The organism is Rhodococcus sp. KRD175 (genome assembly GCF_017168275.1).
Lineage (GTDB): Bacteria > Actinomycetota > Actinomycetes > Mycobacteriales > Mycobacteriaceae > Rhodococcoides > Rhodococcoides fascians.
The window spans coordinates 584,762-611,177 of the sequence record NZ_JABFAQ010000005.1 but is presented as its reverse complement, the minus strand read 5'-3'; the positions used below and the strand labels follow the sequence as shown (position 1 = coordinate 611,177).

Below are 26,416 nucleotides of genomic sequence, written 5' to 3'. Positions count from 1 at the left end.
GCGGACGCGGCCGGTCAGAACGGCAGGCGCGGCAGTACCGGCAGCGGGATGACAGGCATCTGGACTCCGGGGATCTGCGGGAGCGGCACCGTCGGAGCGGGCGGCGGTGGCGGCGGGTTGTAGTGCGGTTGATACTGCACGTACGGCGCGCTGTCGGCGGCTGGAGGTGGTGCAGCGGACGTCGGCGGCGGGGCCGGGATGTCCGGGGTCGGTGACGGTGTGGCGGTGGTGGTCCGTGCAGCCGAGGGTGTCGTGGTCTGCCGGATGCCCTCGTCCACGCTGGCAGGGGTGCTCAGCGGTTGATCTTTGCTCTCGGAACTCAGGCCCGAGAACAGTCCGACGGCGGCGATGACGCCCACAATCGGTAGCGCGATCAATCCGAGCCGCGCCAGCGCCGGTCGGTGCGAGACGACCGGTGCAATGCGGTCGACGTCGACGCGCGCAGCGTGCACGGCCGCCCCACCTGCAACGACGAGTTCTGGTTGCTCGGGGACGATGATCGGCAGCTGCAGAAACCGTTCGAGTGTCGTGCGGACCAGAGGGACATTGCTCGTACCGCCGATGGCGATGACCGCGTCGGGATAGAACTCGGCTTCGAGCCCCAGTTGGCGGACCGTGGTGGCAGCCTGTTCGGTGGCCCGGGCAATCGACAGCTCGAAGATGTGGCGCTCGAGAAGAATGTGCTCGCCGTCGGGCGTGCTCGTGGTCTCGTGCGTGGACAGTGCCTCTTTGATGCCACGGCAGAATGCCGTCAGAGCAGTGTCCTCGTCGTGTGTGTGCGGCTCCCGCACGATGCCGAGGCCCAGTATGTGTTCCCGAACCACCGCATCGAACGAGGCTCCGCTGATTGCTGTCGTACGAGTCGAGCCGTAGGAGCGGCCGGATTCGACGTCGACGATGTCTATGTCGACACCGGTCTCGCCTGCGTCGAACAGGGCGATGGTGCGGTGCTGGCTGGCCAGGCCGGGACGCAGGTACTCGAGGGCAGCGTCGGTCTCGTCGATCAGATGTACGTCCGAGACGTATTCCTCGGCCAGAGCCTTCGTGATGCGATCACGCTCGTCGGCGGTCCGGTATGCAATGCCCAGTGATTGCGGCGCGTCCGGGCGGTCGACGATTCCGCGAACGACCCGCGCGACGTCCTCGGGGGAGGGGGAGAGCTGCCAGTCGTCGAAGGGAGCGGCGTCTGTCCACGTGCCGTCTTCGGTCGTCCGAGACGTGCGGATGCCGCACGTTCCCAGGGACACACCTACCGACGAACGCATCTCCAACCGGCCTCTCCTGTACGACGACGTGGACACTGTACCGTCTCGAGGTTTGATTAGAGGTCCAAAACAATCCGAACGTCAGGTCGAGGGTGTTCGACGGGCCGCCTCCGACCCCAATACGACGGACCTCACGACCGGCGACCCGGTGGTGTCAGAGCGGCAGCGATGTCTCTGTCAGTCCGACCCCGCCGGTGCCCCGCAATTTGCGGAACCATTCGAGACCGAACGCAGTGGTCAGTTGCTCGATCGGCATTGCGAGAAACGGCCCGAAATCGCCGACCTGCGTTTCGTGCGCTTCCATCGCGGCCCGCTTGGCCGCGATGACGCTCGACACGTCCACGACAGTGGTGATTTCGGTTTCCGGCAGTCCGAACGACTCCATGTCCGGTGGTGACGCCTCTTCGCTCCAGTGGGGATTGGCTTCCATCAACCTGCGCATGTGGTCACGGTTGGTGGTCGTCTCGTACACGTACGGCGTCTCGGCGATCTCGGCGGCGCGCTTGCCGACGACGTGCACCTGAATGTGGTCGGGGTGGCCGTATCCACCGTTCGGGTCGTAGATGGTGACGACGTCGGCCTGCTCCTCGCGCAACACGTCGGCCAATCGCCCAGCCGCGGTGTCGACGTCGACATTGCAGAACGCCTCCGGGTTGCCGTTCTCCGGTGTGCCGGCCATTCCGGAATCGGCATAGTGCAGGCGAACGACGCGCGCGACCCCCAGGACGGCAGCCGAACGGTCCAATTCGATGTGTCGGCGCGCGGCCAACGTCTCTCCGTCGGCGAGGATGCCGTCGGGATATTCGCCGACGGCACCGTCGGTGGCCGTCACGAGTACGACGCGGTGGCCGGCGTCGGCCGCGAGCCGCATGACGCCGCCCGTGCCGAACACTTCGTCGTCGGGATGCGCGTGGAAGCAGACCAGAACACTCATGGCGTGAATGCTTGCACGTCGAAGTGGGTGCGGCCCAGTCGGCGGGCCAATACGATCTATGGGTGACCACACGGCGGTCGGCCTCGATACGTTCGTATTGGCGGGATTCGCGAGCGGATCGGTACTGTCGCGCACTACATCCGGTGGGGATCTTCTTCGCTCTGGTGTTCTTCGCGCTGTCGATGACTCCGTCTCTGCTACCTCGTGTGTGGTACCTGCAGGCGGTGGCCACGGGGATCAGCGTCGCGATCGGGTACGGCGTGGGGTGCCTCGTTGCCTGGGTGGTCCGGCGCTGCGGAGTGTCACCGAACTGGTCGGAGCAGTGGCGTCGACGTGGGTGGTGGGCGTTGGCCGCGGCTGCGGTGGTGGTGATTCCGCTGTTCCTGATCTTGGGATCGTGGTGGCAGCAGATCGTCCGCAGGCTGGTCGGTGTGGAGGACCCCGGCAGACCCCTGTACATCGCGGTGCTGGTGCTCTCGTTGGTGGTAGCGGTGGCGGTGCTTGCTCTCGCCCGCCTGCTGCGCAGAGCGACTCGGGCACTGACGCGATGGGCGAAGCAGTACGTACCGAGGCCGTTGGCGAGGATCGCCAGCGTGATCGTGGTTGCCCTGCTGGTGGTGTTCGCCGTCAATGGTGCCCTGATCCGGGGGATCGTGGCCGGCGCGGAGAAGTCGGCGTCGACCGCCGACCGCGGCAACCACGAGGGTGTGGAAAAGCCTGATGCAGCAGAACTGTCGGGGTCCGATGCGTCGAACGAGGACTGGGATTCGCTGGGGCAGGAGGGGCGACGCTTCGTGGTCTCCGGGGCATCGCCCGACGAGATCAGTGACTTCACCGGAAGGCCTGCAGTGCAACCGATCCGCGTGTACGCCGGTGTCGAGTCGGCCGAAACGGTCGAGGGTGTGGCAGAGCGGGTGGTGGCCGAACTCGAACTTACCGGCGCATTCTCACGGGCCGTGCTCGGTGTCGCGACCACCACCGGACGTGGCTGGGTCAACGAATCCGTCGCCGGCCCTCTCGAGTATCTGTACGACGGAAATTCGGCGATTGCGTCGATGCAGTACTCGTTCCTGCCGAGCCCGATGGCATTTCTGGCCGACCGGCAGACCCCGCAGGATGCCGGACGAGCCCTCTTCGAGGCGATCTACGCGGTGTGGAGCGAACTCCCGGAAGATTCACGACCCAAGTTGGTGTTGTTCGGCGAGAGCCTCGGTGCCTACGGCGGGCAGGATGCATTCAGCGGTGCGCAGGACATGATCGCTCGTATCGACGGCGCTCTGTGGGTCGGCAACCCCAATTTCACGCCTCAGTGGGCGCGTATCACGAGCGGACGCGACGCCGGTTCCCGCGAGATCCTGCCTGTCATCGACGGCGGAGAGCACGTGCGATTCGCGAGTTCGTCCGGGGATCTCGACATCGGTGGTCCGTGGGAAGAGCCGCGAATCGTTTACTGGCAGCACGCATCCGACCCGATCGTGTGGTGGTCACCCGATCTGATCCTCGGCAGGCCCGACTGGCTGCGGGAACCCCGCGGCACCGACGTCGATCCGGGAGTGCAGTGGTTCCCGTTCGTGACGTTCTGGCAATTGACCTTCGACCAGGTGTTCTCCACCGACGTCGACGACGGGCACGGCCACAGCTACGGAGCCGACGCAGTGCGCATGTGGGCCGACATTCTCGAACCGGCGGGATGGTCCGACGCCGACGTCGAGCGGCTGTACGAGAAAATGGCGGGTTGACATCGGTGCCGGAGAACGACGAGGTCGGCCAGGTGTTGGAGCTGGAGCGGCAGCTGCAGCGGGCCGAGACTCGGGCTGACAGAAGCAGATTCGTGGCGCTGCTCGCGGACGATTTCGTCGAGATCGGAGCATCGGGGGTGGTGTGGACCAAGCAGTCGATACTCGAGCTGTTGGGCGGAGAAAGTGCGGACGACGGCATCATCGAGGTCCACGATCTCTCCGGACGGATACTGGACGTGGGTGTCGTTCTGGTGCAGTGGACGTCACGACGGTCGGGACGTCGAGCCCGTCGATCGTCGATCTGGCGACGCACCTCCGATGGATGGGAACTGGTGCATCACCAAGGCACACCTGTGGTCGACGGTCCGCCGGATCGGACGGGGTAGCCGAACCCGGGGACGCAGAGTGGATTTCTGCGTCCCCGGTTGCAGGGTCAGGCAGTCACGACGACGAATTCGTTGGGCGTGACATCGAGTTGCTTGCTCTCGGTGACGTTTCCGGAGGTGAGGTCGACGGCGTGGATGCTGTTGCCGGCCGGTTCGGTGACGTAGGCGGTGTCACCCGCGATGGAGATGCCGGGGTGGGCGTCCTGGTATTTCGCGGGACCTTCCCAGGCGTCGATGACGGGGTACGAGGCGGTGAATGTCTTTGTCGTCGGGTCGAATACGTGGACTGCGCCGTCCGATCCGATGATGTAGGCCAGGTCGCCGGGGCCTCGGGCGACTCCGCGCCAGGTGTATTCGGCACCGTCGGGGAGCTTCACGACGTCGAGGGTCTTGGCCGCGGGGTCGATGACGGTGACCGCGTGCAGGAGTGAGCCCTCTGCGTCCGGGTCGTCCTTGTAGTCTCCGACGATGAGGGGGCTGGTCTCGCTCACATACGCGTTGCCCGTCCGTCCGTAGGGCTGGTCCGGAGCGTCGAGCTTGGTTATCTGGCCCTTGTCGTAGATCAGAGCGCCGTTCTCGCAACCGAAGACGACGATCTCGCCTTCCGCTGTTCCCTCTCCGTGGACGCCGGGGCACTGATCGTTTTTGGCGACGACCGCTCCCGATGCGTCACGAACCTCGATGCCGGTGCGGCCGTTCGAGTTCCCGACCGTGGTGAGAAACGTGCCGTCTTCGAGGACGATCGAGACGCCGTGGTGCGCGTCGACACCGGGGATGCTCTCGGTCTCCGGGAGCCCGTCTGCGGATTCGAGCGCTGCGGTGTCGAAGATCGTGGTGTCGCTGGTGCCGTCGGCGTACAGGATGGTCTTGCCGCCGTGTCGTACGACGTGACCGGGCTTCTCGGCTTCGAAGACGGTGTCGGTCAGTTGCGGTTGCTCGGTCGTCCCGGCCGCGGTGTCGAGCACACGGAAGCCCTCGCTCGTGGTGACCATGACGTTGCGGTCGTCGCCGGCGAGGTTGAGGCGCGTGTACTCCTCGGAGTCGAAATCAGCGACGGTCTCGAACGTCTCGGCGTCGAGCACCCGAAGGCCGCCTTCGTAGGACACTGCGACCCGTGGCCCGGCCGCAATCGATGTGGATTCGGCGGCGGGGGTGGTGCCGGAGGAGCAGGCCGCCAGGGTCGCTACCGCACCGAGGGCGAGCGCGGTGACGCTCGCCCTTCGAAAATCGTTGATACGCATGATTGTTCCTTTTCTGTGTGACGAATCGGTCAGCTGGTGAGTCCATCGGAGATGCGCTCGGTGTTGACGCGCATCATGGTGAGGTAGTCGGGGGCACCGCCGTCGGGTGCGGTGAGGGATTCGGTGAACAGTTCGATCACAGTGACGCGAATGTCGGCCTCACTCGCCAAGGCCTGGACGAGACGATCCGGAGATGACGATTCCGCGAATATCGCAGGAACACCGGTCTTTTCGATGGCTCCGACGAGTTCGGCCAGATCGGAAGCAGACGGTGCCGCCAGGGTGGTGCCGCCGGGAATGGCTGCCCCGATCACCGTGAAATCGAAACGGTTTGCGAGATAACCGAATACATGGTGATTGGTGACGAGTGCGCGGCGCTGATCCGGGATCGCAGCGAAGGTGGCGCTCATGTCGTCGTCGAGCCCCTTCAACTGCAGCCGGTAACCTGCTGTGCGGTCGCTGATTTCGGCAGAATCGACACCGTCCAGCTCGGCGAGCGCCGGCTCGAGGGCGTCGACGACGGCTGTCATGCGCGCGGGATCGGTCCAGAAGTGCGAATCGGGACTGCCTGCGGCGTCCCCTTCCGTGTACTCGAGGACGTCGATGGCGTCGCCCGCGACGAAGGTGGGCACGTTCTCCGCCGTTGCCTCGTCGAGGTGTTGCTGTAGACCTTCCTCGAGGCCGAGACCATTGGAGACGATCAGGTCTGCCGTGCGTAGGCGGGCACCTTCCTGCGCCGAGATCTCGAAGGAATGCGGGTCGGCGTTCGGCTTCATCAGCGTCACCACGTCTGCCTCGTCGCCGACGAGCTGCTGCACGACGTCGCCGAGGATGTTCGTCGACACGATCACCACCGGGCGGTCGTCACCGTCGGCGGAGCAGCCGCTCAGGCACAGTCCGATTGCTGCGGCCACCGCCACTGCCGATGAGAAACGGCCGACGCGTCCGCTCGTCATCGTCCGGTCTCCGCGGTGAAGGCCGGTTCGGTCGCGGTGTCGAAGGTCCGCGCTATGCGGGCACCGTCGGCGTAGTCGATTTCGTACAGCCGTCGTTCGGTCGGGGCGCTGAGATAGGCGCGCTGATCGTCGGCGACGAGAGTCGGGGACGCGCCGGCCTCGAGTGATTCGGCCACCAGCGGTTCGGTTTCGGCCAGAATTGCACCGTTGTTGCCGTCGAGTATCAGGACTCGGCCATCCTCGGTGAGGGCCAGCACGTGCTCGTCCGCATCGTCCACGGCGGTGACGTGCACCAGGGGTGCCGGTGCCGGGAGTAGGGACCACGACCGTTCGCGGGTATCCAGCATCCAAATGCCCTCTGCACCGGCAGAACCTGCGACCGTGGGGCGGCCCTCGCGGTTGTCGAACGACGTCGCTGCCGCGGCGGTAGCGCCGGCCGGGTAGGGGATTCTCTCGACCGCCAATTCGTCACCGGTGGCCGAGGCGAGCAGTGCGCCGTCTGCGCACTCGATCACGGCACCGACCCTGGTGGTGATCGTGCCGCGGGCCTGCGGGCACGGCTCGACCGGCCCGGTGCGTTCGCCGTCGGCGGTGTACCCGACGACCGAGGTCGACGGACCGGAGCCCTCGGTCACGAGCGCGAAAGTGCCGACGGGAACGACCGTTCCGGCACCGGGCGTGGTGACCTTTCGGAATCGTTCCACGACTGTGCCTTTCGACAGGGCCTCGGTGTCGAGCAGCACAGCCTCGCCGGAGTCGGCAAAGAACAGTCCGGTACCTCCCGAAGTCGAAAGGTTGGACGTGGCAACGGTTGCCGAACCTGAGCCGCCGACCGTGCCGAGCAGTCGAGGCTCGCTGCGGTAGTAGTGAAAATGGTCGACGTGGTCCCAGGTCCAGACCCCGCTGTCGACGATCTCGACGCCCGCGTCGGTCTGCACGAACAGGTAGCGGCCGTCGGTGTGCAGAGCCTGCGGGGCTCCGATGGTCCCGAGATCGGTGACGGTGTCGTCGAGCAGATCGCGATGGGACACCCGCCCCGTCGGGTCCACGGACGTGAGCCCGAGCCGCGGTTCGGCGAGTTCGGCGGCACCGGCTATTGCCCCGTGGCCTTCGCCTGCGGGTTCGTCCGTGCGTGGCAGGTTCGTCTCCGAGGAACAGGCCGTCGATGCGAGAACGAGGGCACCGACGGCGATTGTGGTGGTCAGGATGCGGGTGCGCACGTGTTCCTTTCGGGTGAAGTGGGGCGAGGACGGATGGCGGTGACGGCACTGCGTATCGCGTACGACAGGCCGGACACCGCGATCGCGGTCGCCGCCACGGAGGCACCGGCGGCGGTGGCCGCGTGCCAGGAGATCAGTAGGCCGCCGAATACGGACAGCACGCCGAGGGCGGCCGCCACCAGCATTCGAGTGGGAATGCGGGTGGTCCACTGCCCGGCGGCGACGGCAGGGGCGAGCAGGAGTCCGACGACCAGCAGCGAGCCGACGGCTTGGTACGACGCGACGACTGCCAGCGTCACGAGTGCGACGAGAACTGCTTGAGCCGAGCGCGGCCCGAGTCCGAGCACCGAGGCAATTCGGGGGTCCAGCGCAACGGCGACCAGCGGTCGATGAAACAGCGCCGCGACAGCAACTCCGAGTGCGGCCGCTCCTGCCAGGAGATAGAGGTCCGTGTGCGAGATGGCAAGAATGTCGCCGAACAGTATGGACGTGGCGTCGGTGGCGAAGCTCCCCGAGTGGGAGATGACGATGACGCCGAGCGCCAACATGGACACGAACAACATCCCGATGCTCGTGTCGTAGGACAGTGTTCCGCGGCGTTGCAGCGCGGTGATCCCGAGGCTCATGGCGACCGCGCTCAGTGCGCCGCCGATCATCACCGGAACTCCGAGAACGGTCGCGAGAGCGACACCGGGCAGCATTCCGTGTGCGAGCGCCTCACCCAGAAATGCCATGCCGCGGATCACCACCCACGTTCCGACCACCCCGCACAGCACGGCGACCAGGGCTCCGCCGAACAGGGCGCGTTGTACGAAACCGAGGTCGAACGGCTCGAACAGCGCGTCGATTGTCTGAAATGGCACATTCGGGAGCTTAATGAGATTGATAACGATATTCAAAATCGTATGGTGGCAATGTGAACACCTCAGCTGTCAGCGCGTCGTCCCAGTTCGCTCGCCTCCGGGGCGTCCGCGTCGAGTTCTCCGGCCACACGGCACTCGCAGGCGTCGATCTGGACCTGCTACCCGGTCGGCTCACGGCCATCGCAGGGCCGAACGGTGCCGGCAAGTCCACGTTGCTCGAGGTGGTCGCCGGCACCCGGCCACTGACGGGCGGGACCCGAAGCGCAACTCGCGCAATTGCATTCGTTCCGCAGCGCGCTGCTGTGCCGGATCGGTTGCCGTTGACCGTATGGGACGTCGTGGCAGTGGGTGCGTGGGGACGCCTCGGCCGGTGGCGTCCGATGAACACCGAGGCTCGGGCATCGGTGCGCGACGCTCTCGAGCGCCTCGACATCGCGGAACTGACCGGCATGCCGTTCGCCGACCTGTCCGGAGGGCAGCGTCAGCGGACCCTACTGGCGCAGGGTGTGGCCCGCCGGGCCGATCTCCTGTTGCTCGACGAACCCACGACAGGTCTCGACGCCGCCAGTGGACAACGGATTCGAGCCGTCATGCGTGAGGAGACGATGCGCGGAGTTGCCATTGCGTGTGTGTCTCACGATCCCGAGGTGTTGGCCGCGGCCGACCGAGTCGTGCGACTCGAGGACGGTCGAATCGTGTCCTGACGGATACGCGCGTCGGGTGCTCTCACCGCGCTGCCAACGCGGCTCGCAATCCCGCGCGGTCCAGTTTGCCCGGGCCTCGGGTCGGCAGTGCGTCGACGAGGAACAGCTCCCGCGGTGCAGCGGTGGCATCGAGCGACTGCTCGACGTGAGAGCGCAACTCCGCCAACGTCACCGGCGCAGAGGCAACCACTGCTACCACCACCTTCTGGCCGAGGCGCTCATCCGGCAATCCGACGACAGCGCACTCGCGGACAGCGGGATGCGTTGCCAGCGCGGCTTCGACCACCTGCGGTACGACGGTCAAGCCGCCCGTCGAGATGGCCTCGTCGAGTCGACCGGTGATGCTCAGCACCCCGTCGATCATCGTGCCTGCGTCGTCCGTGCGGAACCATCCCGGCTCGGCGAACGCCGGGTGATCGGGTAATCCGCGATAGCCCGAGGCCAGAGTCCGCCCGCCCAGAACCACTCGTCCGTCGTCGATCCGAACGACGGTGCTGTGCAACGGAACTCCGTCGTACACACAGCCGCCCGCGGTTTCGCTCATGCCGTAGGTGCGTACCAATCGAACGCCCGCGGCAATGGCTCTCTCGCGCAACGGAATCGGCGTGGCAGCGCCGCCGAGCAACACGGCGTCCAGTGATGCCAGTGCAGCAGTGGCCTCGGGGTTCTCGAGTGCTTTGACCAACTGGCCGGGCACCAGGGAGGTGTAGCGCAGCGGACCCGACATCCGTCCCACGGCCTCGATCAACGCGGCCGGGTCGAAGCCGGCAGATACGTCCATGATCACCGGCGACGTGCCGGCGAGCACGCTGCGCAGCAACACCTGCATCCCGGCGATGTGGTGTGCGGGCAACGCCAGCAGCCATGAGCCGGGCCCGCCGAGTCGCTCCTCTGTTGCCGTCGCCGACGCGACCAGTGCGGACGCAGAAAGCATGGCACCCTTGGGAATTCCCGTCGTCCCCGACGTCGCGACGACCAATGCGACGTCGTCGTCGATGGGGGTTCCGGGGGCCAACGCGTCGTGCAGGCGACGGATCTCGCGTGGATCGTCGGCGGGGACGGGGAGGACGGCCGGGCCGTCGCCGGCCAGCAGACGGCTCAGCCGCGGCAGGATGTCTGCCGCGGCCGAGCCTGCTGGAATGGGAACGCTCTCGAGCACACTGGCGAGATTAGTCCTTGCGCCGGATCGTGAACGGGTCGGCCAGAGGCCAACCCCCGGCGGCGAGGTTCGCGCGCACCCGATTGACGTCCTCTTCTCGGGGCAGCTCGTTGGTGACCTTGGTGATGGTGACGGAAATTCCTGCCTTGTCGGCAGGTAGCTGGCCGTCGGCGATGAGGGCATCCATCACCGACTGCACTTCGTCGTCGGACAGTCGCCGATTCAGAAGGGCAAGGAGGGGAACGTAATCCGCTTCGGGTACCCCGTCGGGATACCCGCCGCGGAGCCACTCGACGATCGAGTGGAGGAACGACGGGACCGCCATGGTCTTACAGGGCAGCCGGATCCGCGAGCGGCCAGCCACCGGCGGCCAGTCGTGCCGAGACACGGGAGATGTCCTCGGCCGTCGGCTCGGCGTCGATCTGGTCGCGGATGTACGTCGCGATCTCCTCGGTCGAAATGGCCCCGTCGTCGAGTGCGCCGGTGGCGGGAGAAACCAGTTCGAGAACGATCTCCTGCACCTGTGCGTCGGTGAGTGCGGCGCGGCGCAGAAGGGCGACGAGCGGGAATCGGTCCTTGGGCGGAACGCCCTCGGGGTATCCGGCTCGGAGCCATTCGAGCACCGAGGCCGGGAAAGCGGTCTTGGTGGAGTCGGTCATGAGAGCTGTACCCCTTCTCGGGTGTGTCAGAAGACGGAGATGCCGAATGTGCTGTCGAGGAAGTTCTTCATGATGAAGAGAATTCCGGCCACGATGGCGACGACGACCACTGCGAAACAGAGGACGGCCGCGGCAGTGGCCACTGCCGGGCGGGCCACGCGTGTGGTGCCCGAGGCAGTGGCCTCGTCCGAGGGCTCACCGACCGAGAGTGCCTTGAGTCCGAAAGCGAAGATCGCGGGCAGTCCGGCACCGAGCAGCAGGCCGACGAGAACAACCTGCCAGAGCGAATCGAGTGTGTGCTTCAGGGTTTCCATGATGTTCAGACCTTCGCGGGGGAGTCGGTTTCGGCGGCGGCAGGAACGAGTCCGCCGTCCCATTCGGCGTTCACGTTGTCCGGATCGACGGGTTCGCGGCGCGAGCGGATGTACATGACGGTGGCCAGGCCGACGAGGATGGCGAAGACCACGAGGATGCCGGGCAGACCGCCGATCGTGTGGGCGAGCAGCCAGCATGCGGCGCCGACCACGCCGGCGAGCGGCAGGGTGATGACCCAGGCGACGGCCATGCGTCCTGCGACGTTCCAGCGCACGGCGGCACCGGGCTTGCCGAGTCCCGATCCGAGGATCGAGCCGGTCGCGACCTGCGTGGTCGAGAGCGGGAGGCCGAGGTGGCTCGACGTCAGAATGATTGCCGCAGATGAGGACTCGGCTGCCATGCCCTGCGGGGATGCGATCTCGACGAGGCCCTTACCGAGGGTGCGGATGACGCGCCAGCCGCCGAGGTAGGTGCCCAACGCGATGGCGAGGGCGCACGTGACCTTGACCCACAGGGGCATTTCGGCGTCCGGCGAGACGGTCCCGTAGGCGACGAGCGCCAGGAAGATCACGCCCATCGTCTTCTGGGCGTCGTTGGTGCCGTGGGCGAGGGAGACGAGTGAGGCCGAACCGATCTGGCCCCAACGGAATCCGCGCTCCTTGGATTTCTCGGGAACTGCGTTGGTGATGCGGTAGATGATCCAGGTGCCGACGGTGGCGACGAGGCCGGCGACGATGGGGGCCAGTACGGCGGGCAACACGATCTTGCTCCACACCCCGTCCCACACGACGCCGCTGGTTCCCAGGCCCGCCATGGTGGCACCGATGAGGCCGCCGAACAGTGCGTGCGAGCTGCTCGACGGGATGCCGAGCAGCCAGGTGGCGAGGTTCCACAGAATGCCGCCGACGAGGCCGGCGAAGATGATGGTCAGCAGGGCCTGGCCGCCGGTGTCGCCGAGATTGACGATCCCCTTCGCGACGGTGGCTGCGACCTCTACGGACAGGAAGGCGCCGACCAGGTTGAGGACGGCAGACAGGGTGACCGCGACCTTGGGCTTCAATGCCCCCGTTGCGATCGACGTCGCCATGGCGTTGGCGGTGTCGTGGAAACCGTTGGTGAAGTCGAAGGCCAGGGCCGTCACGACCACCACGAGAAGCACGAGAAATTCAGCGCTCACGGTGGAAAGTGTGGGACACGAACGGTCATTGGAGGAAATTTCTTGCGAAGTGTTCTTCTCGGGTGCCGCGAAGTCGTCTCCAGTTCACCTCCAGTTCACCTTTTTGCCTTATATGTCCACTTCGTCTGTGGCGTAGCGCACGGCGGTGGTCTCCTCCGGTCGAAGCATTGTGGAACAGTGGACGACGTGAAGGGATCGGGTATGGATGATGCGGTGTCGGCCGCCCTGTCGTACTTCGATTCCGTCGACCCGGCTCTTGCCGCCGACGCCCGGCTCGGGTGGGACGGACTGGCCGCGGTGTCGCCGCCTGCGGGGCCGACACAGCATTCCGTACAGACATTTCTGTGGATCTATCTGCGCCACGCGGCCGAGGGCCCCGACCGGGCCGTCGACATCGCCCGTGCGCTCGGGGATCTGCTCGAGCGGCTGGGACGCGTCGCGTATGCGGAGATCGCACGCAGCGGCGTGACGGATGAGCTCGTACGTGCCACCGACGATGCGATCTGGCTGCAGCAGTATCGCGCCGCCACCGAGCAATCCGGTATCGGAGCAGTCGACACCGAGTTGGTGACGTGGCAGGACGCTCCGACCGGGGTCGAGCGGGCCATCGTCGAAAAGATCGGTGAGACACTCGAAGTGGCGACCATCGCCGGTGAGTTCGAGCCGTCGAAGCCCGGTGGCCGACCACTGGGAGTCACCGCACGGGCGACGCGTCGCCGCGGCGTGACCGACGCGGTGCTGACCTCGGATCAGGGCAAGAACGACACCGACGACGTTCTGCTCGAACAACTTCTCGACCACCGCATCGAACTGTGGAGCAGTTACAGCGCTCCACGCGCCGAGCTCTACCTGGGCTTGCGCGAGGCGCTGCACGAGGCGGCCGAGCCGGTGTACGGGTGCGTGCGCAGACTCGAGAGCTTCATCGGCTGCATCGGCGACGGCGTGGCGCTGACCGATGCCGGGTATCTGCCGGACGATCTGGTGGCGCGGATCGCTCGCACCGTCTTTCCGGTAGCCGAGCGTCCGCAGTTCGTCGGACGCGAACTCGATACCGACAAGGTTCTCGCTCTCCGGCGTCTGGTGATGCGACTTCGGTTGATGCGGCGGTCCGCAGGCAGGCTGGTACCGACGACGCGCACCCGGCAGCTGAGCTCGGACGGATTGTGGCGCGTGCTCACCGGGGGAATCGTCGGCAGCGACTACCACCCCGACTCGATCGCTGCTGAGGTTCTCCTGGCCCGGATGATCCTGGGCAACGACATCGCCGACGCGCAGGCGACGGCCGACGATTCGGCTCGACTGTTGCGTGCGGAGGGATGGACCCACGCGGGGGAGGAGCCGGAGTCGGAGCACGCCGAGACTCTGGCGGACACGTTGATCGCAGAACTCGACGCTCTTGGAGCGTTCCGCTCGGCCGACAACCGCGTCGCAACCGACGAAGGCGCACGGGTGGCCGCGGCTGTGTTGCGTCATCGGCTCCTGCACACGCGCTTCCCGGCATTGTGACGAGCTCGAGATGGGGTTTGCCTGCGGTCTGCCGCTCGTGCACGGTTAAACTCGGTTCCACCCGGGTCGAGAGCGTGCCCGGATGTCGGCTGCGAGGAGATGCTGGTGGACGGTGAGGTGCACGACACCGCACGCTCCCAGTCCCGGCGGCAGAGCGACTCGGCTCGCCGCTACCTCGATCTGGAAGCAACCACACCCGCGTTGCGCTCCACCGTCGAATTCGCGGCACGCAGTGTCGGATTCGCCATCGCCCAGCTGAACGTGTTGGACGAGGACACCCAGTACACATTGGTCAACATCGGCGGTCCACCGATGTCCACCGTGGTTCGGGCCGACACCCTGTGCGACGACGTGGTGCGCACGGGAGTGCCTGCGGTCGTCGCCCATGGCCGGGTCGATGCGACCACCCGGCAACGCGCGCTGCTCGACGAGAACGGCATCGAGTCCTATGCCTCGGTTCCGCTTCGCGGACGAGAAGGTCTGGTGATCGGCACTCTGTGTCTGCTCGACCGCACTTCGAGGCCCCTCTCCAACGACCAGATGCAGGAGCTCGAACAGTTCGCGTCCGTCCTCGAGGAGCAGCTCGATCTGCATCGGCGGGTCGGCTCGGGATCCACCCGACTCGGCAGCGACAACGACATCGCCGACTCCCTCGCCGACGGTCACATCGTGCCGTGGTTCCAGTCGATCGTGGACCTACGGACAGAGGAGATAGTCGGCTTCGAGGCATTGGCGCGCTGGCACCATCCCACTCGGGGTCTGGTGGTGCCCGCGGACTTCGTGCCGTTCGCCGAGGCGAGTGAACTGATCATCGACGTGGATCTGAGCGTGCTCGCGCAGGCAGCCGTGGAGATGAAGAAGTGGCACGTACACCGACCGGACCTGCGGCTGACCGTCAACATTTCCGGACGTCATCTGGCGCATCCGGACGGCGTCGGCCAACTCGAACGCGCGATCGCGTCGACCGAGGTGTCGCCGAAATCCATTTCGCTCGAACTCACCGAGACCTCGTCGGTGACGCCAGGGCCGTTGTTGCGCAAGCACATCGACGACGTGCACCGGCTGGGTTTCCGCGTCCTGCTCGACGACTTCGGCTCCGGCTGGTCGTCTCTCGAACGCTTGGTGACGTTGCAACCGGACGGCATCAAGATCGACGGACATCTGACGCGGTTCATCGACACCGTGGCCGGTCGGGCGATGATCAAGTCGTTGGCCTCGGTCGCCAAGGATCTGGAGCTGACGATGATCGTCGAGGGGATCGAGAGTCGAGCTCAGGCCGACGCCGCTCTCGATCTCGGATGCACTCTGGCGCAGGGATATCTGTGGTCGAGGCCGCAATCGGCGTCGGCGGTACTGCGAACCGTCTCGGGTGGCTAGCGAGTATCCCGGCGGAGTGGGTGGTCCTGCGGAATCTGCACCAGCACGATGGGGATTCCATCGGGATCCTCGATCCACATCTCGATGAGTCCCCAGGGTTCGGTGGTCGCCGCCCGCACGATCGCAATGCCGGCCTGCTCCAATTCCGATGTGGCAGAATCGATGTCGCGCACCTGCAGCCACAGTGCCCCGGAGAACGAACCCGGCTCCTCGGTGCCACCGTGCGCTGCGATCTCGATCAACCCTTGGCCTGCGAACAGCACCGTGCCGCCGGGATATTCACGGCACACCGCAAGAGACAGGCCGTCTCGATAGAACTCGAGGGTCTTCCGGTAGTCGACCGGGCGCAGGATGGTACGTGCAGCGAGGATGTCCACCTCGCATGGATATCACGCAACCGACCATCACTGCCGCAGGATGGTCACAGCGAGAGTGGAGCCTGCGGAACGACCCGGATCAGTGGCATCGATCAGTGGCATCACAGCACCGTCGTGACGATCCGGTTTCCGCCGGCTGCTTTGGCCTCGTACATCATCGAGTCCGCCACCCGCATCGCCCGCGTCACGAGGTCGAGGTTCTGCTCCCACAGGGGTGAACTCGCGTGCAGGATGGCTGCCCCCACGCTGACCGTCACGGCGACGCCGTCGTCGGGATCGCGCATGGCTCGTCGAACACCATGGATCAACGCATCGATGTGCAGGCGCGACGTCGAGACCACGGCGAGGTATTCCTCGCCGCCGGTGCGCGCGATCACGCCGTATCTCCCCATGTGTGCGCCCAGACGCTCGGCGACGCGAACGATGACGGCGTCTCCCTCCTCGTGCCCGTAGTCGTCGTTGACGGCTTTGAAGCGATCGATGTCCACGACCACGACGGCCGAGCAGCGATCCTCCTCGCGGCCGAGCAACCAGACGTCGTGGATCACCGATTCGAGCCCGCGCCGATTCAGCAACCCGGTGAGCGGATCGAGCAACGAACTGCGGGCGTCGTCGGTCAACACGGTGACCAACAGATGCGAGGTGAGCGGCACCCCGGCGATCGCGAGCAACACCACGTCGGTCCGGAAGATCAGTGACGCGACGTCCACGTCGCCGGTGCGGTACGTCGCCGCCGCGGCAACGACGGTGCACGCCACCGAGAAGATCAGGTGAGCCACCAGCCACCGTGGACTGACGAAGAACGTGCAGAACGTGCCGATGACGGCGAACAACGCGCACGTCAGGATCGCGTCGGCGATCGGGTTGACGAGGATCGACGACGCGGTGCCCAGATCGGCGAACACCGCGAATGCCACCACCCCGAGACGACCCGGGAACGGCTTGACGATCCACGCGGCCGCGACCGCCACCGCCATGACGACCAGGAATGCCTTCCAGCCGATCGCCGCGGCGTTCCGCGTGGCACCGTCGGAGAAGAGGGCCACCACCGCCAGAGCGCCGTAGTTCAGCGTCAGGATCGCCATCACCCATCGGATGAGTTTTCCGGTGGGCCGCGAGTTCTGGAAGTCCGCCATCCAGCGGTAGTCGTACGGCTGCGTGAACCAGGCCCACAGAGCACCCGCGGCAGTACCGCGATCGCGGTGATGCGAGTTCGGGGTCACGAAGCGTCAGAAATATCGAGGAAACGGCGACCAGTCGGGCTCGCGCTTCTCCAGGAACGCATCGCGTCCCTCGACGGCCTCGTCGGTCATGTACGCCAGCCGGGTGGCTTCACCGGCGAACAACTGCTGGCCGACGAGACCGTCGTCCTGCAGGTTGAACGCGTACTTGAGCATCCGCTGCGCCTGCGGCGACTTGGCGTTGATCTTCGCGGCCCACTCGATGGCGGTGTTCTCGAGTTCGGCGTGATCGACCACCTTGTTCACCGCGCCCATGCGGTGCATTTCCTCGGCCGAGTACGTCTCGCCGAGGAAGAAGATTTCTCGGGCGAACTTCTGGCCGACCATCTTGGCCAGGTACGCACTGCCGTAACCACCGTCGAAGCTGCCCACGTCGGCGTCGGTCTGCTTGAAGCGAGCGTGCTCGCGGCTTGCGAGCGTCAGATCGCACACCACGTGCAAGCTGTGACCGCCACCCGCTGCCCACCCGTTGACGAGGCAGATGACGACCTTCGGCATGAAGCGGATCAGCCGCTGCACTTCGAGAATGTGCAGACGGCCCGCGCGCGCCTTGTCGACCGTCTCGGCCGTTTCACCGTCCGCATACTGGTAGCCACTTCGTCCGCGAATACGCTGATCGCCACCGGAACAGAACGCCCAGCCGCCGTCCTTGCTGCTCGGCCCGTTGCCGGTGAGCAGCACCGTTCCCACGTCCGAACTCACGCGTGCGTGTTCTAGCGCGCGGTACAGCTCGTCGACGGTGTGCGGCCGAAAAGCGTTGCGAATCTCGGGACGATCGAACGCCACCCGCACGGTCGCGTCGGACACGTGGCGGTGATAGGTGATGTCGGTCAGATCTTCGAAGCCGGGAACGGGACGCCACAGTGCGGGAGTGAAGGTCACGTGGGCCAGCTTAACGGTGGCGAGGGCTGAATCCGCTGCGGCCGGGCGATGCAGCTAGCGTGCAGGTCATGACCGATCCGATGCAGCTCGACCGCAGTTCCGACCCCGATTACGACCACCACGGCGGCTTCCCGCGTTTCGTTCCGGCGAAGGTGGGGCCGGAATACGGACAGTTGCTCGAGGCACTGCGCACGGTCCAGGATCTCGCCGTGTCCACGTCGCTACCCGCAGACGTCACCGAGGCAGCCGCGAGCAAGACTCGAGAATTGATCGAGTTGTTGGAGCCGCACGTGGTCGCCGAAGGCAAGCAGACCGCGGGGCGGGTACCTGCTCTGCCGGGCCGGGGTTCGCTGCTGCTGCCGCCGTGGATCATCGAGAAATTCGCAGCCGACGGCGTCCGCAGCCGTGGCATGTTCCGTCGCTTCCACCTCGGTGGCAACGCCGCCGCGCACGGCGGCACCCTTCCGCTGCTGTTCGACGACCTCTTCGGCCTGATCCAACATGCGTACGGTCGGCCCATCAGCAGGACCGCATATCTGCACATCAACTACCGCAAGGTGACCCCACTGAACACCGAGTTGGTCGTCGAGGGTGCCGTGGACAAGGTGGAGGGTCGCAAGACGTTCATCAGCGCGAGGCTGACGGACCTGGACGGCAACCTGCTCGCCGACTGCGAGGCACTGATGGTGCAGTTGCTCCCGGGGCAGCAATGATTCCCCCGATCGACGATCTGCTCGACGGTGCGCACGTGCTCTCGATGCCGATGCGGACGAAGTTCCGTGGGATCACCACCCGTGAGGTGATGTTGATTCGTGGTCCCGGTGGGTGGGGTGAATTCTCTCCGTTCCCCGAGTACGACGACGTCGAGTCCGCCCCGTGGTTGGCGTCGGCGATCGAGGCCGCGTGGGAGGGCCCACCGAATGCGGTGCGTCGACGCATCGCGGTCAACGCGACCGTGCCCGCAGTCGACGCCTCCGATGTGGCGGGCGTGCTGAGCCGCTCACCCGGGGCCGAAACGGCCAAGGTAAAAGTGGCCGAGAAGGGGCAGAGCCTGGCCGACGACGTGGCTCGCGTTCGTGCGGTGCGCGAGCTGGTGCCGCGGGTGCGGATCGACGCCAACGGGGGCTGGACCGTCGACGAGGCAGTCACTGCGTTGGCTGCTCTCACTGCGGACGGGCCACTCGAATACGCGGAGCAGCCGTGCGCCACGGTCGCCGAGCTCGTCGAGCTGCGCCGCCGGGCTCCGGGAGTTCGGGTGGCCGCGGACGAGAGCATCCGCCGGGCCGAGGACCCGATGAAGGTCGTGCGGGCCGGCGGCGCGGACATCGCGGTACTCAAGGTCGCTCCGCTCGGCGGCATGCGCGCACTGCTCGAACTGGCCGGCGAACTGGGGGAGTACGGCGTGCCGGTGGTCGTGTCGAGTGCACTCGATTCGGCTGTGGGCATCGCCTCCGGGCTCGCCGCTGCCGCCGCGCTGCCGCATCTCGAATTCGCCTGCGGACTGGGGACGGGCAGCCTGTTCGTTCGCGACGTCGCACCGGCACCCGAGGTGGTCGACGGAACGTATCCGGTCCAGAGCGTCGAGCCGGATCCGCACGCGTTGATCGAACTCGGTGCCGACGCCGAGCGCACCCAGTGGTGGATCGAGCGAGTGCGGCGCTGCCACGCACTGCTGCGGTAGTGTTGCGCCCGGTCCGCGTGGGGCCGCCGACACATCTGGGAGGAAGTTCGAAGTGGTTGCTGCACTGAAGGATTCGCTGCTCGACGAGTCGAAGGCCGACGCTCTGCGCGTCGACGTGCTGGCATTGATCGACGCCGAGGTAGCCGACAAGAAGGGCGCCAGTGGCCTCGCGGTCAAGGGGGGCTACGGCGCAGTGAAGAAGGTCGGTCCGTCCTACATCGACAATGCGGTCTCGGCTCTGTGGCCCGATTTCGTCGACAAGCTCGATCCGTTCTGGCAGTCGTACAACGCCGCCCCGCAGGGCACGTTCGGTGAGTATCTCGCCGCCAACGGAGATGCCGCGTCCGACGCTCTGCTCTCGGTCACCGATGCGCGCATCGAGGAGACGGACAAGTCCGTCGTCAAGAAGTTCTACGGCAGCCTGCGTGGCTCGGCGAAGAAGAACGTCACCGAGGCACTGCCGCGCGTCGGCGATCTGGTCGCCAAGCACGTTTGAGCGGCTTCGCCGCATGTGAGTGGAAATTCGTAGCAGGCTACGAGGTGGGAGTGGAGCCCGCGGAACGACCCGAGGGCTCCACGCTCACATGCGCGTAGCGCTCAATCGCTCCCAATCGGCCTCGGTTTGGTCGGCGTAGAGTCGCGCGAATCGGCACAGTGCGACGTCGAGTTCATCGGAATCGCCCGTGTATCCCGAGATCATCGACGCGCCGCTGGTGCGAGCGTGTCCCTTCGCGAGTAGTCGACCCACCACCCGCGCGTAGTCCACCAGCGCGGGTGCATCGATCGACGAGAGATCGATCGTCCCCTTCATGTTGCGGAACTGCCGCACGTAGTACTGCCGTCCGGCGATCGTGCACCACCCCAGCAGTGGATCGCTGACCGTCTGCAGATCCTGCTGGTACTCCACCACGCGTTGTCCCTGATGGTCGTGCCAGGCCGATTCGCCGTGCACGTACGGGGCAAGCACCGACCGTCTGGCCTGCTTGAGCTGCAGGAACACGACGTCGTCCGCGCTGGTGCCTTCGAGCAGTGCCACGTACGCCCGGAGCCCGACACTGCCGACTCCGACGACGCGATGCGCGACGTCGATCAACGTGTATCCCCCCAGCACCCGACGCCAATGCGGGGTGAGGGTGAGCAGGTATTCGTCCAGTCCGACGGCCAGCAATTCCTCGTCCTCGGCCGAGATTCGGGTGGTGATCGGCGGCTCCTCGACGATCCTGCGAGTGCCCTCGTGTTCCTCGGTGAATCGCGGCAGGACGCGGTCACTGGTGCGTCGACGCGCTTTCTTGGTGGCGCGTTTGATCTCCTTGCGCAACGATCCCGCAGTGGCATCCCGTTGCAGTTTCTCGGCCGTCAACCGTTGGAACGACCGCGACATCAGCGGTTCGTCGGCGAGGCGCGCGACCTCGATTCGATACGCGGACACGCAGGCGGCGACGGCATCGCGGCACCGATCCTCGCTGCGTCCGTTCTGTCGGCCGGCCACCCAGATGCTCGCGGCGAGGCGTCGTAGATCCCATTCCCAGGCACCCGGGTGCGCTTCGTCGAAGTCGTTGAGGTCGATGACGAGGTCGCGTTCGGGGGAGGCGTAGAACCCGAAGTTTCCGAGGTGGGCGTCGCCGCTGATCACCGGATTGATACCGGTCGACGGCAGCATCGCTACATCCCGAGCCATGACGATGGCCGTGCCGCGCAGGAAGCCGTACGGGGATTCGACCATGCGCTCGAGGCGCGTGGGTATGAGCCATTCGATCCGGCCCTGGTGCGAGTACTCGATCTGCTGCACCGGGTCCGGGCGATCCGGCGGCGGTGTCCAGTCGCCCAGCGATGCGATCGGGACCTTGTCGCGCAGGCGTCGACCCAGCTCGTATCGTTCCGCTCGGGGGAGTGGCCGCGCACGCAACGACGCGTACGGCGCGCTGTCGACTGCTGCCGAGTCGGTGACGACGGTATGACCTTTTCCGGAGCCGGGCATGTGAAGTCACACTAATCGAGGGCTACGGGGCGGCTTTACCGAACTTCCAGTATCCGGTGAAGCAGATCCGAGACTTGGGTACGGAACGCTCGTTCACCAGGTATCTACGCAGGCCCGTCGCCAACCCCTGTTCCCCGGCCACGTAGACGAAAGGATCGCCGTCCGGAAGCTCGGCTTTCTGCACCGCGGCCAACGCGGCCTCGCCCGGCTTGGCCAGCGGGTTGGGGCGCACGATCCATTCGATGTCGACGCCTGCGTGCACGTCCTGCTTCTGGATGTCGGCCTCGGTGGGCACTTCGACGAAGGCCTTGACCCGAACGTCGGCCGGCAACGACCGCAGAATGCCGAGAATCGCCGGGGCAGCACTCTCGTCGCCGACGAGCAACTGCCAGCTCGATTGTCCCTCGAACGTGTAGATGCGGCCTTCGTCGAAGATCGCGACGCGATCGCCTGGGACCGCCCTGGTAGCCCACGATGACGCCGGACCACTGTGACCACCGGTTCCGCCGCCACCATCTACTTCGCCGTGTACCACGAAGTCCACATCCAGCGCCGGGCCGTCGCCGTACGTGCCCTCTCCCGCAGCGCGGTATCGGCTGACCGTGTAGTTGCGGACCGCCGGCTTGGTGTCTTTGGAGAACGTCAGATACTGGGCGTACCAGAGCATCGAGGTGGCGCTGGGGATGCGCGGCTCGTCCTGGCCCGCCTGCGGCAGGAACAGGCGAAACCAGTGGTCGTAGCCCATGTAGCGGAAGTTCGACAACGAATCGCCGCCGAGGGTCACCCGGATGAAGCTGGGGCTGATTCGCTCGCTCCCGAGCACGGTCAGGCGGTAGAACGCGGGGTTCTCCGGTTTGAGGTACTTACCCATGCCGCACAGGTTAGCCGACCCTAAGCTGTGATGGGTTTCCGTCGATCTCTCACTCGGGCCGACCGCGCCGGTAGCGCTGGACCACCTTGGCTCCGACGGGTACTGCGAACAGCATCATGAACACGCGGATCACCTGGGCGGCCACGACGAAGGTGACGTTCGCCCCGGTCGACGCGGCGATGGCCAGCACCGCGTACACTCCGCCGGGAGTGGTTGCGAGGTAGCCCTCGTAGCCGCTCGTCCCCGTCGCGGACGCCAGCCACAGGCCGAGCATCGCGCAGCAGACGGTGACGGCGATGATCAACATCAGCGATGCGGGCAGGACCCGCGAGATCGACTTCAAGCTGGCGACGGTGAACCGCAGTCCGGCCTGCCAGCCGATGACGATGTACGCCGCCCACAGCAACAGCGTCGGGACGGACGCGTCGAACGAGACGCCGAGCACGTCGGCGAGCGTGGCGATCATCAGCGGGCCGAGCAGGGCGGGGGCGGGCAGCCGGATCACCTTGGCCAGCATTACCCCGATGACGCCGCAGATCAGGACGAACGCAAGATCGATCCACAGCGCCTCGTGCACGTCGGCGGTGACCGAAGATTGTCCGGGTTGGGCGTCGAACACCAGGGTTGCGACCAGCGGCAGCGTTGTGGTCACCAGTACCACGCGCAGGTATTGCACCACCGCGACCACGCGTTCGTCGCCGCCCAACTCCTGGGTGATCGCCACCAGTCCCGAGGCTCCGCCTGCGACCAGCGCCAAGGAGCCGGTCAGTGAATCGATGTCTTTACGAAGCCCCAACAGCGCGCCGGCCGCGATCGACAGCAACAGGGTGCCGATGCATGCCAGCAGTACCGGCAGCCAGGTATCGCCCAGCGAGCTCAGAGTGTCGCTCTGCACGAGCGTGCCGATTTCGACGCCGAGGATTGCCTGCGCCGCCATGCCGAGTCTGCGGGGGAGCGGCGCTCGCTCGGTTCCGGTCGTCGGAGCCCATCCGGCGAGCGCGAACACGATCGCCACCAACAGTGCAACGAACAACGCAGCCGACGGCACGCCGAGCGCATCGGCCCCGACGGTCAGTGCGACCGTGACGAGAACCAGCAGCAGCCAGCGAATCAAGAAGGTCGCTCGATCTCGCGAACCTCGGGCGGCAGTCCCCACTCGGTACGGCCGAGTCGACTGAGCGGAGCGATGGTCTCGAACTCGGGCAGGCCGTCCTCGGCGAGAAATTCGGGTCGAACCGACACCGCGACGACGCTGCCCATGACGACGAAGCAGTTTCCCACCTCGACGACGCGGTGCAGGGTGGCTTCGATGGCGATCGGGGCCGCGGCTACCCGCGGCGGCGTGACGATCGCACTGGGTTCGCTCTCGATGCCGACGGCCTCGAACTCGCTGACGCCGTGCTCGAAGCTCGCCGAGCTGCCGTTGACCTGATCGACCAACGGTGCCGTGGCCAGGTTGACGACGAACTCGCCGGTGGCCTCGATGTTGCGCAGACTGTCCTTGCGGGTCACGGACGTGAACTGGACGACCGGCGGTTCCACGGACGAGACGGTGAAGAAGCTGTAGGGCGCGAGGTTCGCCACACCGTCGGCCGAGACCGTGGAGATCCAGGCGATGGGCCTGGGGACCACCGACGCGGTCAGTAGCTGGTAGAAGCGGCGGGAGGAGACCTCGTCGGGCCGGAAGACTGTACGCACGCCTCAATACTGTCAAAGCCCGGTTGCGGCGGCCGACCGGAGCATCTGACACTCTGGAAACTGTGAATCCGTCCACCGCTCAGGCCACTGCAGTCGTCGACGAACTGGCGCGCAGCGGGATCGAAGACGTCGTGCTCTGTCCCGGCTCGCGCAACGCCCCGTTGGCCTTCGCTCTGCAGGAAGCCGACGCGGCCGGCCGGCTACGACTGCACATGCGGATCGACGAGCGGACCGCCGGATTCCTGGCCATCGGACTGAGCCTGGGCAGCGGCCAACCTGTCCCGGTGGTGATGACGTCGGGAACAGCGGTGGCGAACCTCGGGCCCGCAGTGCTCGAAGCGAACTACGCCCGGATCCCGCTGATCGTCATCAGTGCCAACCGGCCGTACGAGATGCTCGGCACCGGTGCCAACCAGACCATCGAGCAGTTGGGCCTGTTCGGTTCGCAGGTCCGCGCAACGATCAGCCTCGGGCTCGCCGAGGAAGGACCCAAGCAGAACAGTCAGTGGCGAAGCGCGGTCTCGCGAGTCATCGCCGCTGCGCGCGGTGCGCGCTCGGGCAACGCCGGACCGGTGCACTTCGACATTCCACTGCGTGAACCGTTGGTCCCCGCCCTCGGCGATCCGGGGGCCCGGCCCGAAGGACGTCCCGACGGGATGCCGTGGACCTCGACCACCCAGGCGACCCTCGACGTGCCGGTCGAACTCGATCTGTCGGTCGACACCGTCGTCGTGTCCGGGCACGGCGGAGCCGTTCGTCCTGAGCTCGCCGGGCTGCCGACCGTTGCCGAGCCGACAGCGCCACTGCACGGAATTGCGTTGCATCCCTTGGCTCTTGCGCAGTTGAAGCCGCGTCAAGCCGTCATCACCGGTCGTCCGACCCTGCACCGTCAGGTGTCGGCGCTGCTCGCGGATCCGGCGGTGGACGTCATCGCGCTCACCACCGGCCCGCGTTGGCCCGACGTCTCGGGCAACGTGCTGGCCACCGGCACGCGTGCCGTGACCACCGGCGCACCCGATCCCGCGTGGATCGCCCGTTGCGCCGCGCTGTCCGAGAGAGCCGAAAAGGCTGTGCACCAACAACTTCGAGAGCACCCCAAGCCGACGGGTCTGCACGTTGCCGACGCGGTGATGTCGGCATTGCAGCCCGGAGATCAGCTGGTGCTCGGAGCCTCCAACCCCGTGCGCGACGCGGCCCTGGTCTCGACTCCGATCCCGGGCGTGAAGGTTCTGTCCAATCGTGGCGTGGCCGGCATCGACGGCACCGTCTCGACGGCCATCGGTGCGGCGATGGCCGGAAAGCGCCGCACGGTGGCGCTTCTCGGTGATCTGACGTTCCTGCACGACGCGGCCGGTCTGCTCATCGGCACCGGCGAGCCGAGTCCGGACGACCTGACGATCGTCGTCGCCAACGACGACGGCGGCGGCATCTTCGAGCTTCTCGAACAGGGCGACCCGCAGTACGCGGGTGTGTTCGAGCGGGTGTTCGGAACACCGCACGGAATGGACCTGGGAGCGTTGTGCGGGGCCTACCGCGTGGAGCACCACCTGGTCGACTTGGCCGATCTGGCAACCGAACTCACCGGCCATGCCACGGGAATCAGGGTGCTGGAAGTGACCACGGAGCGCTCCGGGCTGCGCGACCTACACGCAGCGATCCGGGCCCGTCTCTAATTCTGTTGCGCAGCAACCCATTCGAGTGTTTCGCCGGTTTCCTGATCGATCATGTCCTTGATCATCTTGTTGATCAGGTCTTCGATCTTGCCGCCGACGAGCGGAATCTTGACGGTCGACTCACCCTTGACGACCAGTTTCGCTCCGGTGCCGTCGGGGCGAAGCGAGAGGGTGCCGTTCACTTTCGCGGGGAGACCCGTGGTGCCGCCGACCAGCGTGCCCTCGGCGTGGTCGCCTTCGAGCGGACCCCAGTGGTCGGTACGCGAGACGATCAGCTTGCCCTTGATGACTTTCGTGACGAACCCGGGCAGTTCGGACGTGCCGACCTCCTCCGTGATGTCCACGGTCAAGCCGCCGTCGTCGTGCTTGGTCATCTCGTACCCGTCCGTCTTCTTCGCCTTGGCGAAGCGAGCGGCCCACTGGTCTTCACTGGTGAGTGCGGCATGCACGTCAGCGGGCGGATTGGACGATTCGACGGTGAACTCGAAGCTGCGCGACATGAGCACAGAGGCTA

Annotated in this window: 28 protein-coding genes; 9 read left to right on the top strand and 19 right to left on the bottom strand. The window is 66.3% G+C overall.

From position 1 onward, the window contains the following. Positions 1 to 14 precede the first annotated feature (14 nt). Together J1M81_RS11040 and J1M81_RS11035 are read right to left on the bottom strand one after the other, a co-directional pair. Positions 15 to 1,265: an Hsp70 family protein gene (locus J1M81_RS11040; RefSeq protein ID WP_206498032.1), complete on the bottom strand. Its 1,251-nt coding sequence runs from the start codon at positions 1,263 to 1,265 to the stop codon at positions 15 to 17. A 154-nt stretch (positions 1,266 to 1,419) separates the two neighbouring features. Beyond that, positions 1,420 to 2,199: a PIG-L family deacetylase gene (locus tag J1M81_RS11035; RefSeq protein ID WP_027498315.1), complete on the bottom strand. Its 780-nt coding sequence runs from the start codon at positions 2,197 to 2,199 to the stop codon at positions 1,420 to 1,422. A 182-nt stretch (positions 2,200 to 2,381) separates the two neighbouring features. Here J1M81_RS11035 and J1M81_RS11030 point away from each other — a divergent pair, with 182 nt between their 5' ends. Then, positions 2,382 to 3,938: an alpha/beta-hydrolase family protein gene (locus tag J1M81_RS11030; protein ID WP_206498064.1), complete on the top strand. Its 1,557-nt coding sequence runs from the start codon at positions 2,382 to 2,384 to the stop codon at positions 3,936 to 3,938. Between the two features lie 5 nt (positions 3,939 to 3,943). Then, entirely contained in the window at positions 3,944 to 4,324 is a 381-nt protein-coding gene (locus J1M81_RS11025; protein WP_032365236.1) for a DUF4440 domain-containing protein, read from the top strand. 47 nt (positions 4,325 to 4,371) lie between these two features. On the opposite strand, the gene aztD is transcribed toward J1M81_RS11025, so the two are convergent. The 4 genes from aztD to aztB are packed head-to-tail and all read right to left on the bottom strand — an operon-like array spanning position 4,372 to position 8,604. After that, the gene (gene aztD / locus J1M81_RS11020; protein ID WP_179274505.1) at positions 4,372 to 5,565 is read right to left on the bottom strand and encodes a zinc metallochaperone AztD; all 1,194 of its coding nucleotides are present in this window, start codon (positions 5,563 to 5,565) and stop codon (positions 4,372 to 4,374) included. Between the two features lie 29 nt (positions 5,566 to 5,594). Next, entirely contained in the window at positions 5,595 to 6,521 is a 927-nt protein-coding gene (aztC, locus tag J1M81_RS11015; RefSeq protein WP_032386212.1) for a zinc ABC transporter substrate-binding protein AztC, read from the bottom strand. Continuing rightward, positions 6,518 to 7,741 (bottom strand): ABC transporter, encoded by a 1,224-nt coding sequence (locus tag J1M81_RS11010; RefSeq protein WP_206498031.1) that lies wholly within the window; start codon positions 7,739 to 7,741, stop codon positions 6,518 to 6,520. The genes aztC and J1M81_RS11010 overlap by 4 nt, the downstream gene beginning before the upstream one ends. Further along, positions 7,723 to 8,604 (bottom strand): zinc ABC transporter permease AztB, encoded by an 882-nt coding sequence (aztB, locus tag J1M81_RS11005; protein ID WP_206498030.1) that lies wholly within the window; start codon positions 8,602 to 8,604, stop codon positions 7,723 to 7,725. Before aztB ends, J1M81_RS11010 begins: the two co-directional genes overlap by 19 nt. A 53-nt stretch (positions 8,605 to 8,657) precedes the next feature. Here aztB and aztA point away from each other — a divergent pair, with 53 nt between their 5' ends. Beyond that, positions 8,658 to 9,308 carry a zinc ABC transporter ATP-binding protein AztA gene (gene aztA / locus J1M81_RS11000; protein ID WP_032399440.1) on the top strand — a complete coding sequence of 217 codons (651 nt, stop codon included), beginning with the start codon at positions 8,658 to 8,660 and terminating at the stop codon, positions 9,306 to 9,308. Positions 9,309 to 9,330: 22 nt separating this feature from the next. Here aztA and menE read toward each other — a convergent pair whose 3' ends face one another. Genes menE through J1M81_RS10975 form a run of 5 tightly spaced genes read right to left on the bottom strand, consistent with a single transcriptional unit; the run spans position 9,331 to position 12,618 of the window. Next, positions 9,331 to 10,467, bottom strand: coding sequence for an o-succinylbenzoate--CoA ligase (gene menE, locus J1M81_RS10995; RefSeq protein ID WP_032399439.1), 1,137 nt, complete (start codon positions 10,465 to 10,467; stop codon positions 9,331 to 9,333). Between the two features lie 10 nt (positions 10,468 to 10,477). After that, positions 10,478 to 10,792, bottom strand: a complete 315-nt coding sequence (locus J1M81_RS10990; RefSeq protein WP_027498307.1) for a DUF3349 domain-containing protein — start codon at positions 10,790 to 10,792, stop codon at positions 10,478 to 10,480. A 4-nt stretch (positions 10,793 to 10,796) separates the two neighbouring features. Then, complete coding sequence (locus tag J1M81_RS10985) at positions 10,797 to 11,126, bottom strand: DUF3349 domain-containing protein (protein WP_027498306.1); 330 nt, start codon at positions 11,124 to 11,126, stop codon at positions 10,797 to 10,799. Positions 11,127 to 11,152: 26 nt separating this feature from the next. Continuing rightward, on the bottom strand, positions 11,153 to 11,440 hold the full coding sequence (locus tag J1M81_RS10980; protein WP_027498305.1) for a hypothetical protein: 288 nt from the start codon (positions 11,438 to 11,440) through the stop codon (positions 11,153 to 11,155). A 5-nt stretch (positions 11,441 to 11,445) separates the two neighbouring features. Further along, positions 11,446 to 12,618: an inorganic phosphate transporter gene (locus J1M81_RS10975; protein WP_027498304.1), complete on the bottom strand. Its 1,173-nt coding sequence runs from the start codon at positions 12,616 to 12,618 to the stop codon at positions 11,446 to 11,448. A gap of 177 nt (positions 12,619 to 12,795) precedes the next feature. On the opposite strand from J1M81_RS10975, the gene J1M81_RS10970 reads away from it, so the two are divergent. Together J1M81_RS10970 and J1M81_RS10965 are read left to right on the top strand one after the other, a co-directional pair. Beyond that, complete coding sequence (locus J1M81_RS10970) at positions 12,796 to 14,124, top strand: hypothetical protein (RefSeq protein WP_230592925.1); 1,329 nt, start codon at positions 12,796 to 12,798, stop codon at positions 14,122 to 14,124. Between the two features lie 105 nt (positions 14,125 to 14,229). Further along, positions 14,230 to 15,501: an EAL domain-containing protein gene (locus J1M81_RS10965; RefSeq protein ID WP_230593371.1), complete on the top strand. Its 1,272-nt coding sequence runs from the start codon at positions 14,230 to 14,232 to the stop codon at positions 15,499 to 15,501. Here J1M81_RS10965 and J1M81_RS10960 read toward each other — a convergent pair. The 3 genes from J1M81_RS10960 to J1M81_RS10950 all read right to left on the bottom strand — a co-directional run bounded on the left by J1M81_RS10960 (position 15,498) and on the right by J1M81_RS10950 (position 18,001). Further along, entirely contained in the window at positions 15,498 to 15,878 is a 381-nt protein-coding gene (locus J1M81_RS10960; protein WP_032369747.1) for a VOC family protein, read from the bottom strand. The two genes, J1M81_RS10965 and J1M81_RS10960, sit on opposite strands and share 4 nt — an antisense overlap. Before the next feature lie 101 nt (positions 15,879 to 15,979). Beyond that, positions 15,980 to 17,101, bottom strand: a complete 1,122-nt coding sequence (locus tag J1M81_RS10955) for a diguanylate cyclase (RefSeq protein WP_230593370.1) — start codon at positions 17,099 to 17,101, stop codon at positions 15,980 to 15,982. A gap of 6 nt (positions 17,102 to 17,107) precedes the next feature. Beyond that, the gene (locus J1M81_RS10950) at positions 17,108 to 18,001 is read right to left on the bottom strand and encodes a 1,4-dihydroxy-2-naphthoyl-CoA synthase (RefSeq protein WP_027498299.1); all 894 of its coding nucleotides are present in this window, start codon (positions 17,999 to 18,001) and stop codon (positions 17,108 to 17,110) included. 68 nt (positions 18,002 to 18,069) lie between these two features. Here J1M81_RS10950 and J1M81_RS10945 point away from each other — a divergent pair, with 68 nt between their 5' ends. The 3 genes from J1M81_RS10945 to J1M81_RS10935 are packed head-to-tail and all read left to right on the top strand — an operon-like array spanning position 18,070 to position 20,178. After that, positions 18,070 to 18,714 carry a PaaI family thioesterase gene (locus tag J1M81_RS10945; protein ID WP_027498298.1) on the top strand — a complete coding sequence of 215 codons (645 nt, stop codon included), beginning with the start codon at positions 18,070 to 18,072 and terminating at the stop codon, positions 18,712 to 18,714. Then, on the top strand, positions 18,711 to 19,682 hold the full coding sequence (locus J1M81_RS10940; RefSeq protein ID WP_032375579.1) for an o-succinylbenzoate synthase: 972 nt from the start codon (positions 18,711 to 18,713) through the stop codon (positions 19,680 to 19,682). Before J1M81_RS10945 ends, J1M81_RS10940 begins: the two co-directional genes overlap by 4 nt. Before the next feature lie 52 nt (positions 19,683 to 19,734). Next, positions 19,735 to 20,178, top strand: coding sequence for a hypothetical protein (locus J1M81_RS10935; RefSeq protein WP_206498029.1), 444 nt, complete (start codon positions 19,735 to 19,737; stop codon positions 20,176 to 20,178). Positions 20,179 to 20,262: 84 nt separating this feature from the next. Here the strand turns inward: J1M81_RS10935 and J1M81_RS10930 are convergent, their stop codons facing one another. From J1M81_RS10930 to J1M81_RS10915, 4 genes are read right to left on the bottom strand one after another with little or no spacing between them, the layout of a single operon-like run. Next, complete coding sequence (locus J1M81_RS10930) at positions 20,263 to 21,660, bottom strand: DUF2252 domain-containing protein (RefSeq protein WP_027498295.1); 1,398 nt, start codon at positions 21,658 to 21,660, stop codon at positions 20,263 to 20,265. 22 nt (positions 21,661 to 21,682) lie between these two features. Beyond that, positions 21,683 to 22,531, bottom strand: a complete 849-nt coding sequence (locus J1M81_RS10925; RefSeq protein ID WP_032375580.1) for a siderophore-interacting protein — start codon at positions 22,529 to 22,531, stop codon at positions 21,683 to 21,685. 49 nt (positions 22,532 to 22,580) lie between these two features. Further along, a complete protein-coding gene (locus tag J1M81_RS10920; protein ID WP_032375604.1) occupies positions 22,581 to 23,645 on the bottom strand; it encodes an AbrB family transcriptional regulator in 1,065 nt (354 codons plus the stop codon). Continuing rightward, positions 23,642 to 24,229, bottom strand: coding sequence for a flavin reductase family protein (locus J1M81_RS10915; RefSeq protein ID WP_032365245.1), 588 nt, complete (start codon positions 24,227 to 24,229; stop codon positions 23,642 to 23,644). The genes J1M81_RS10920 and J1M81_RS10915 overlap by 4 nt, the downstream gene beginning before the upstream one ends. A 62-nt stretch (positions 24,230 to 24,291) precedes the next feature. Here J1M81_RS10915 and menD point away from each other — a divergent pair, with 62 nt between their 5' ends. Then, complete coding sequence (gene menD, locus J1M81_RS10910; RefSeq protein WP_032375581.1) at positions 24,292 to 25,902, top strand: 2-succinyl-5-enolpyruvyl-6-hydroxy-3-cyclohexene-1-carboxylic-acid synthase; 1,611 nt, start codon at positions 24,292 to 24,294, stop codon at positions 25,900 to 25,902. Here menD and J1M81_RS10905 read toward each other — a convergent pair. Beyond that, positions 25,899 to 26,402, bottom strand: coding sequence for a DUF2505 domain-containing protein (locus J1M81_RS10905; RefSeq protein ID WP_027498290.1), 504 nt, complete (start codon positions 26,400 to 26,402; stop codon positions 25,899 to 25,901). The two genes, menD and J1M81_RS10905, sit on opposite strands and share 4 nt — an antisense overlap. Positions 26,403 to 26,416: the final 14 nt, after the last annotated feature.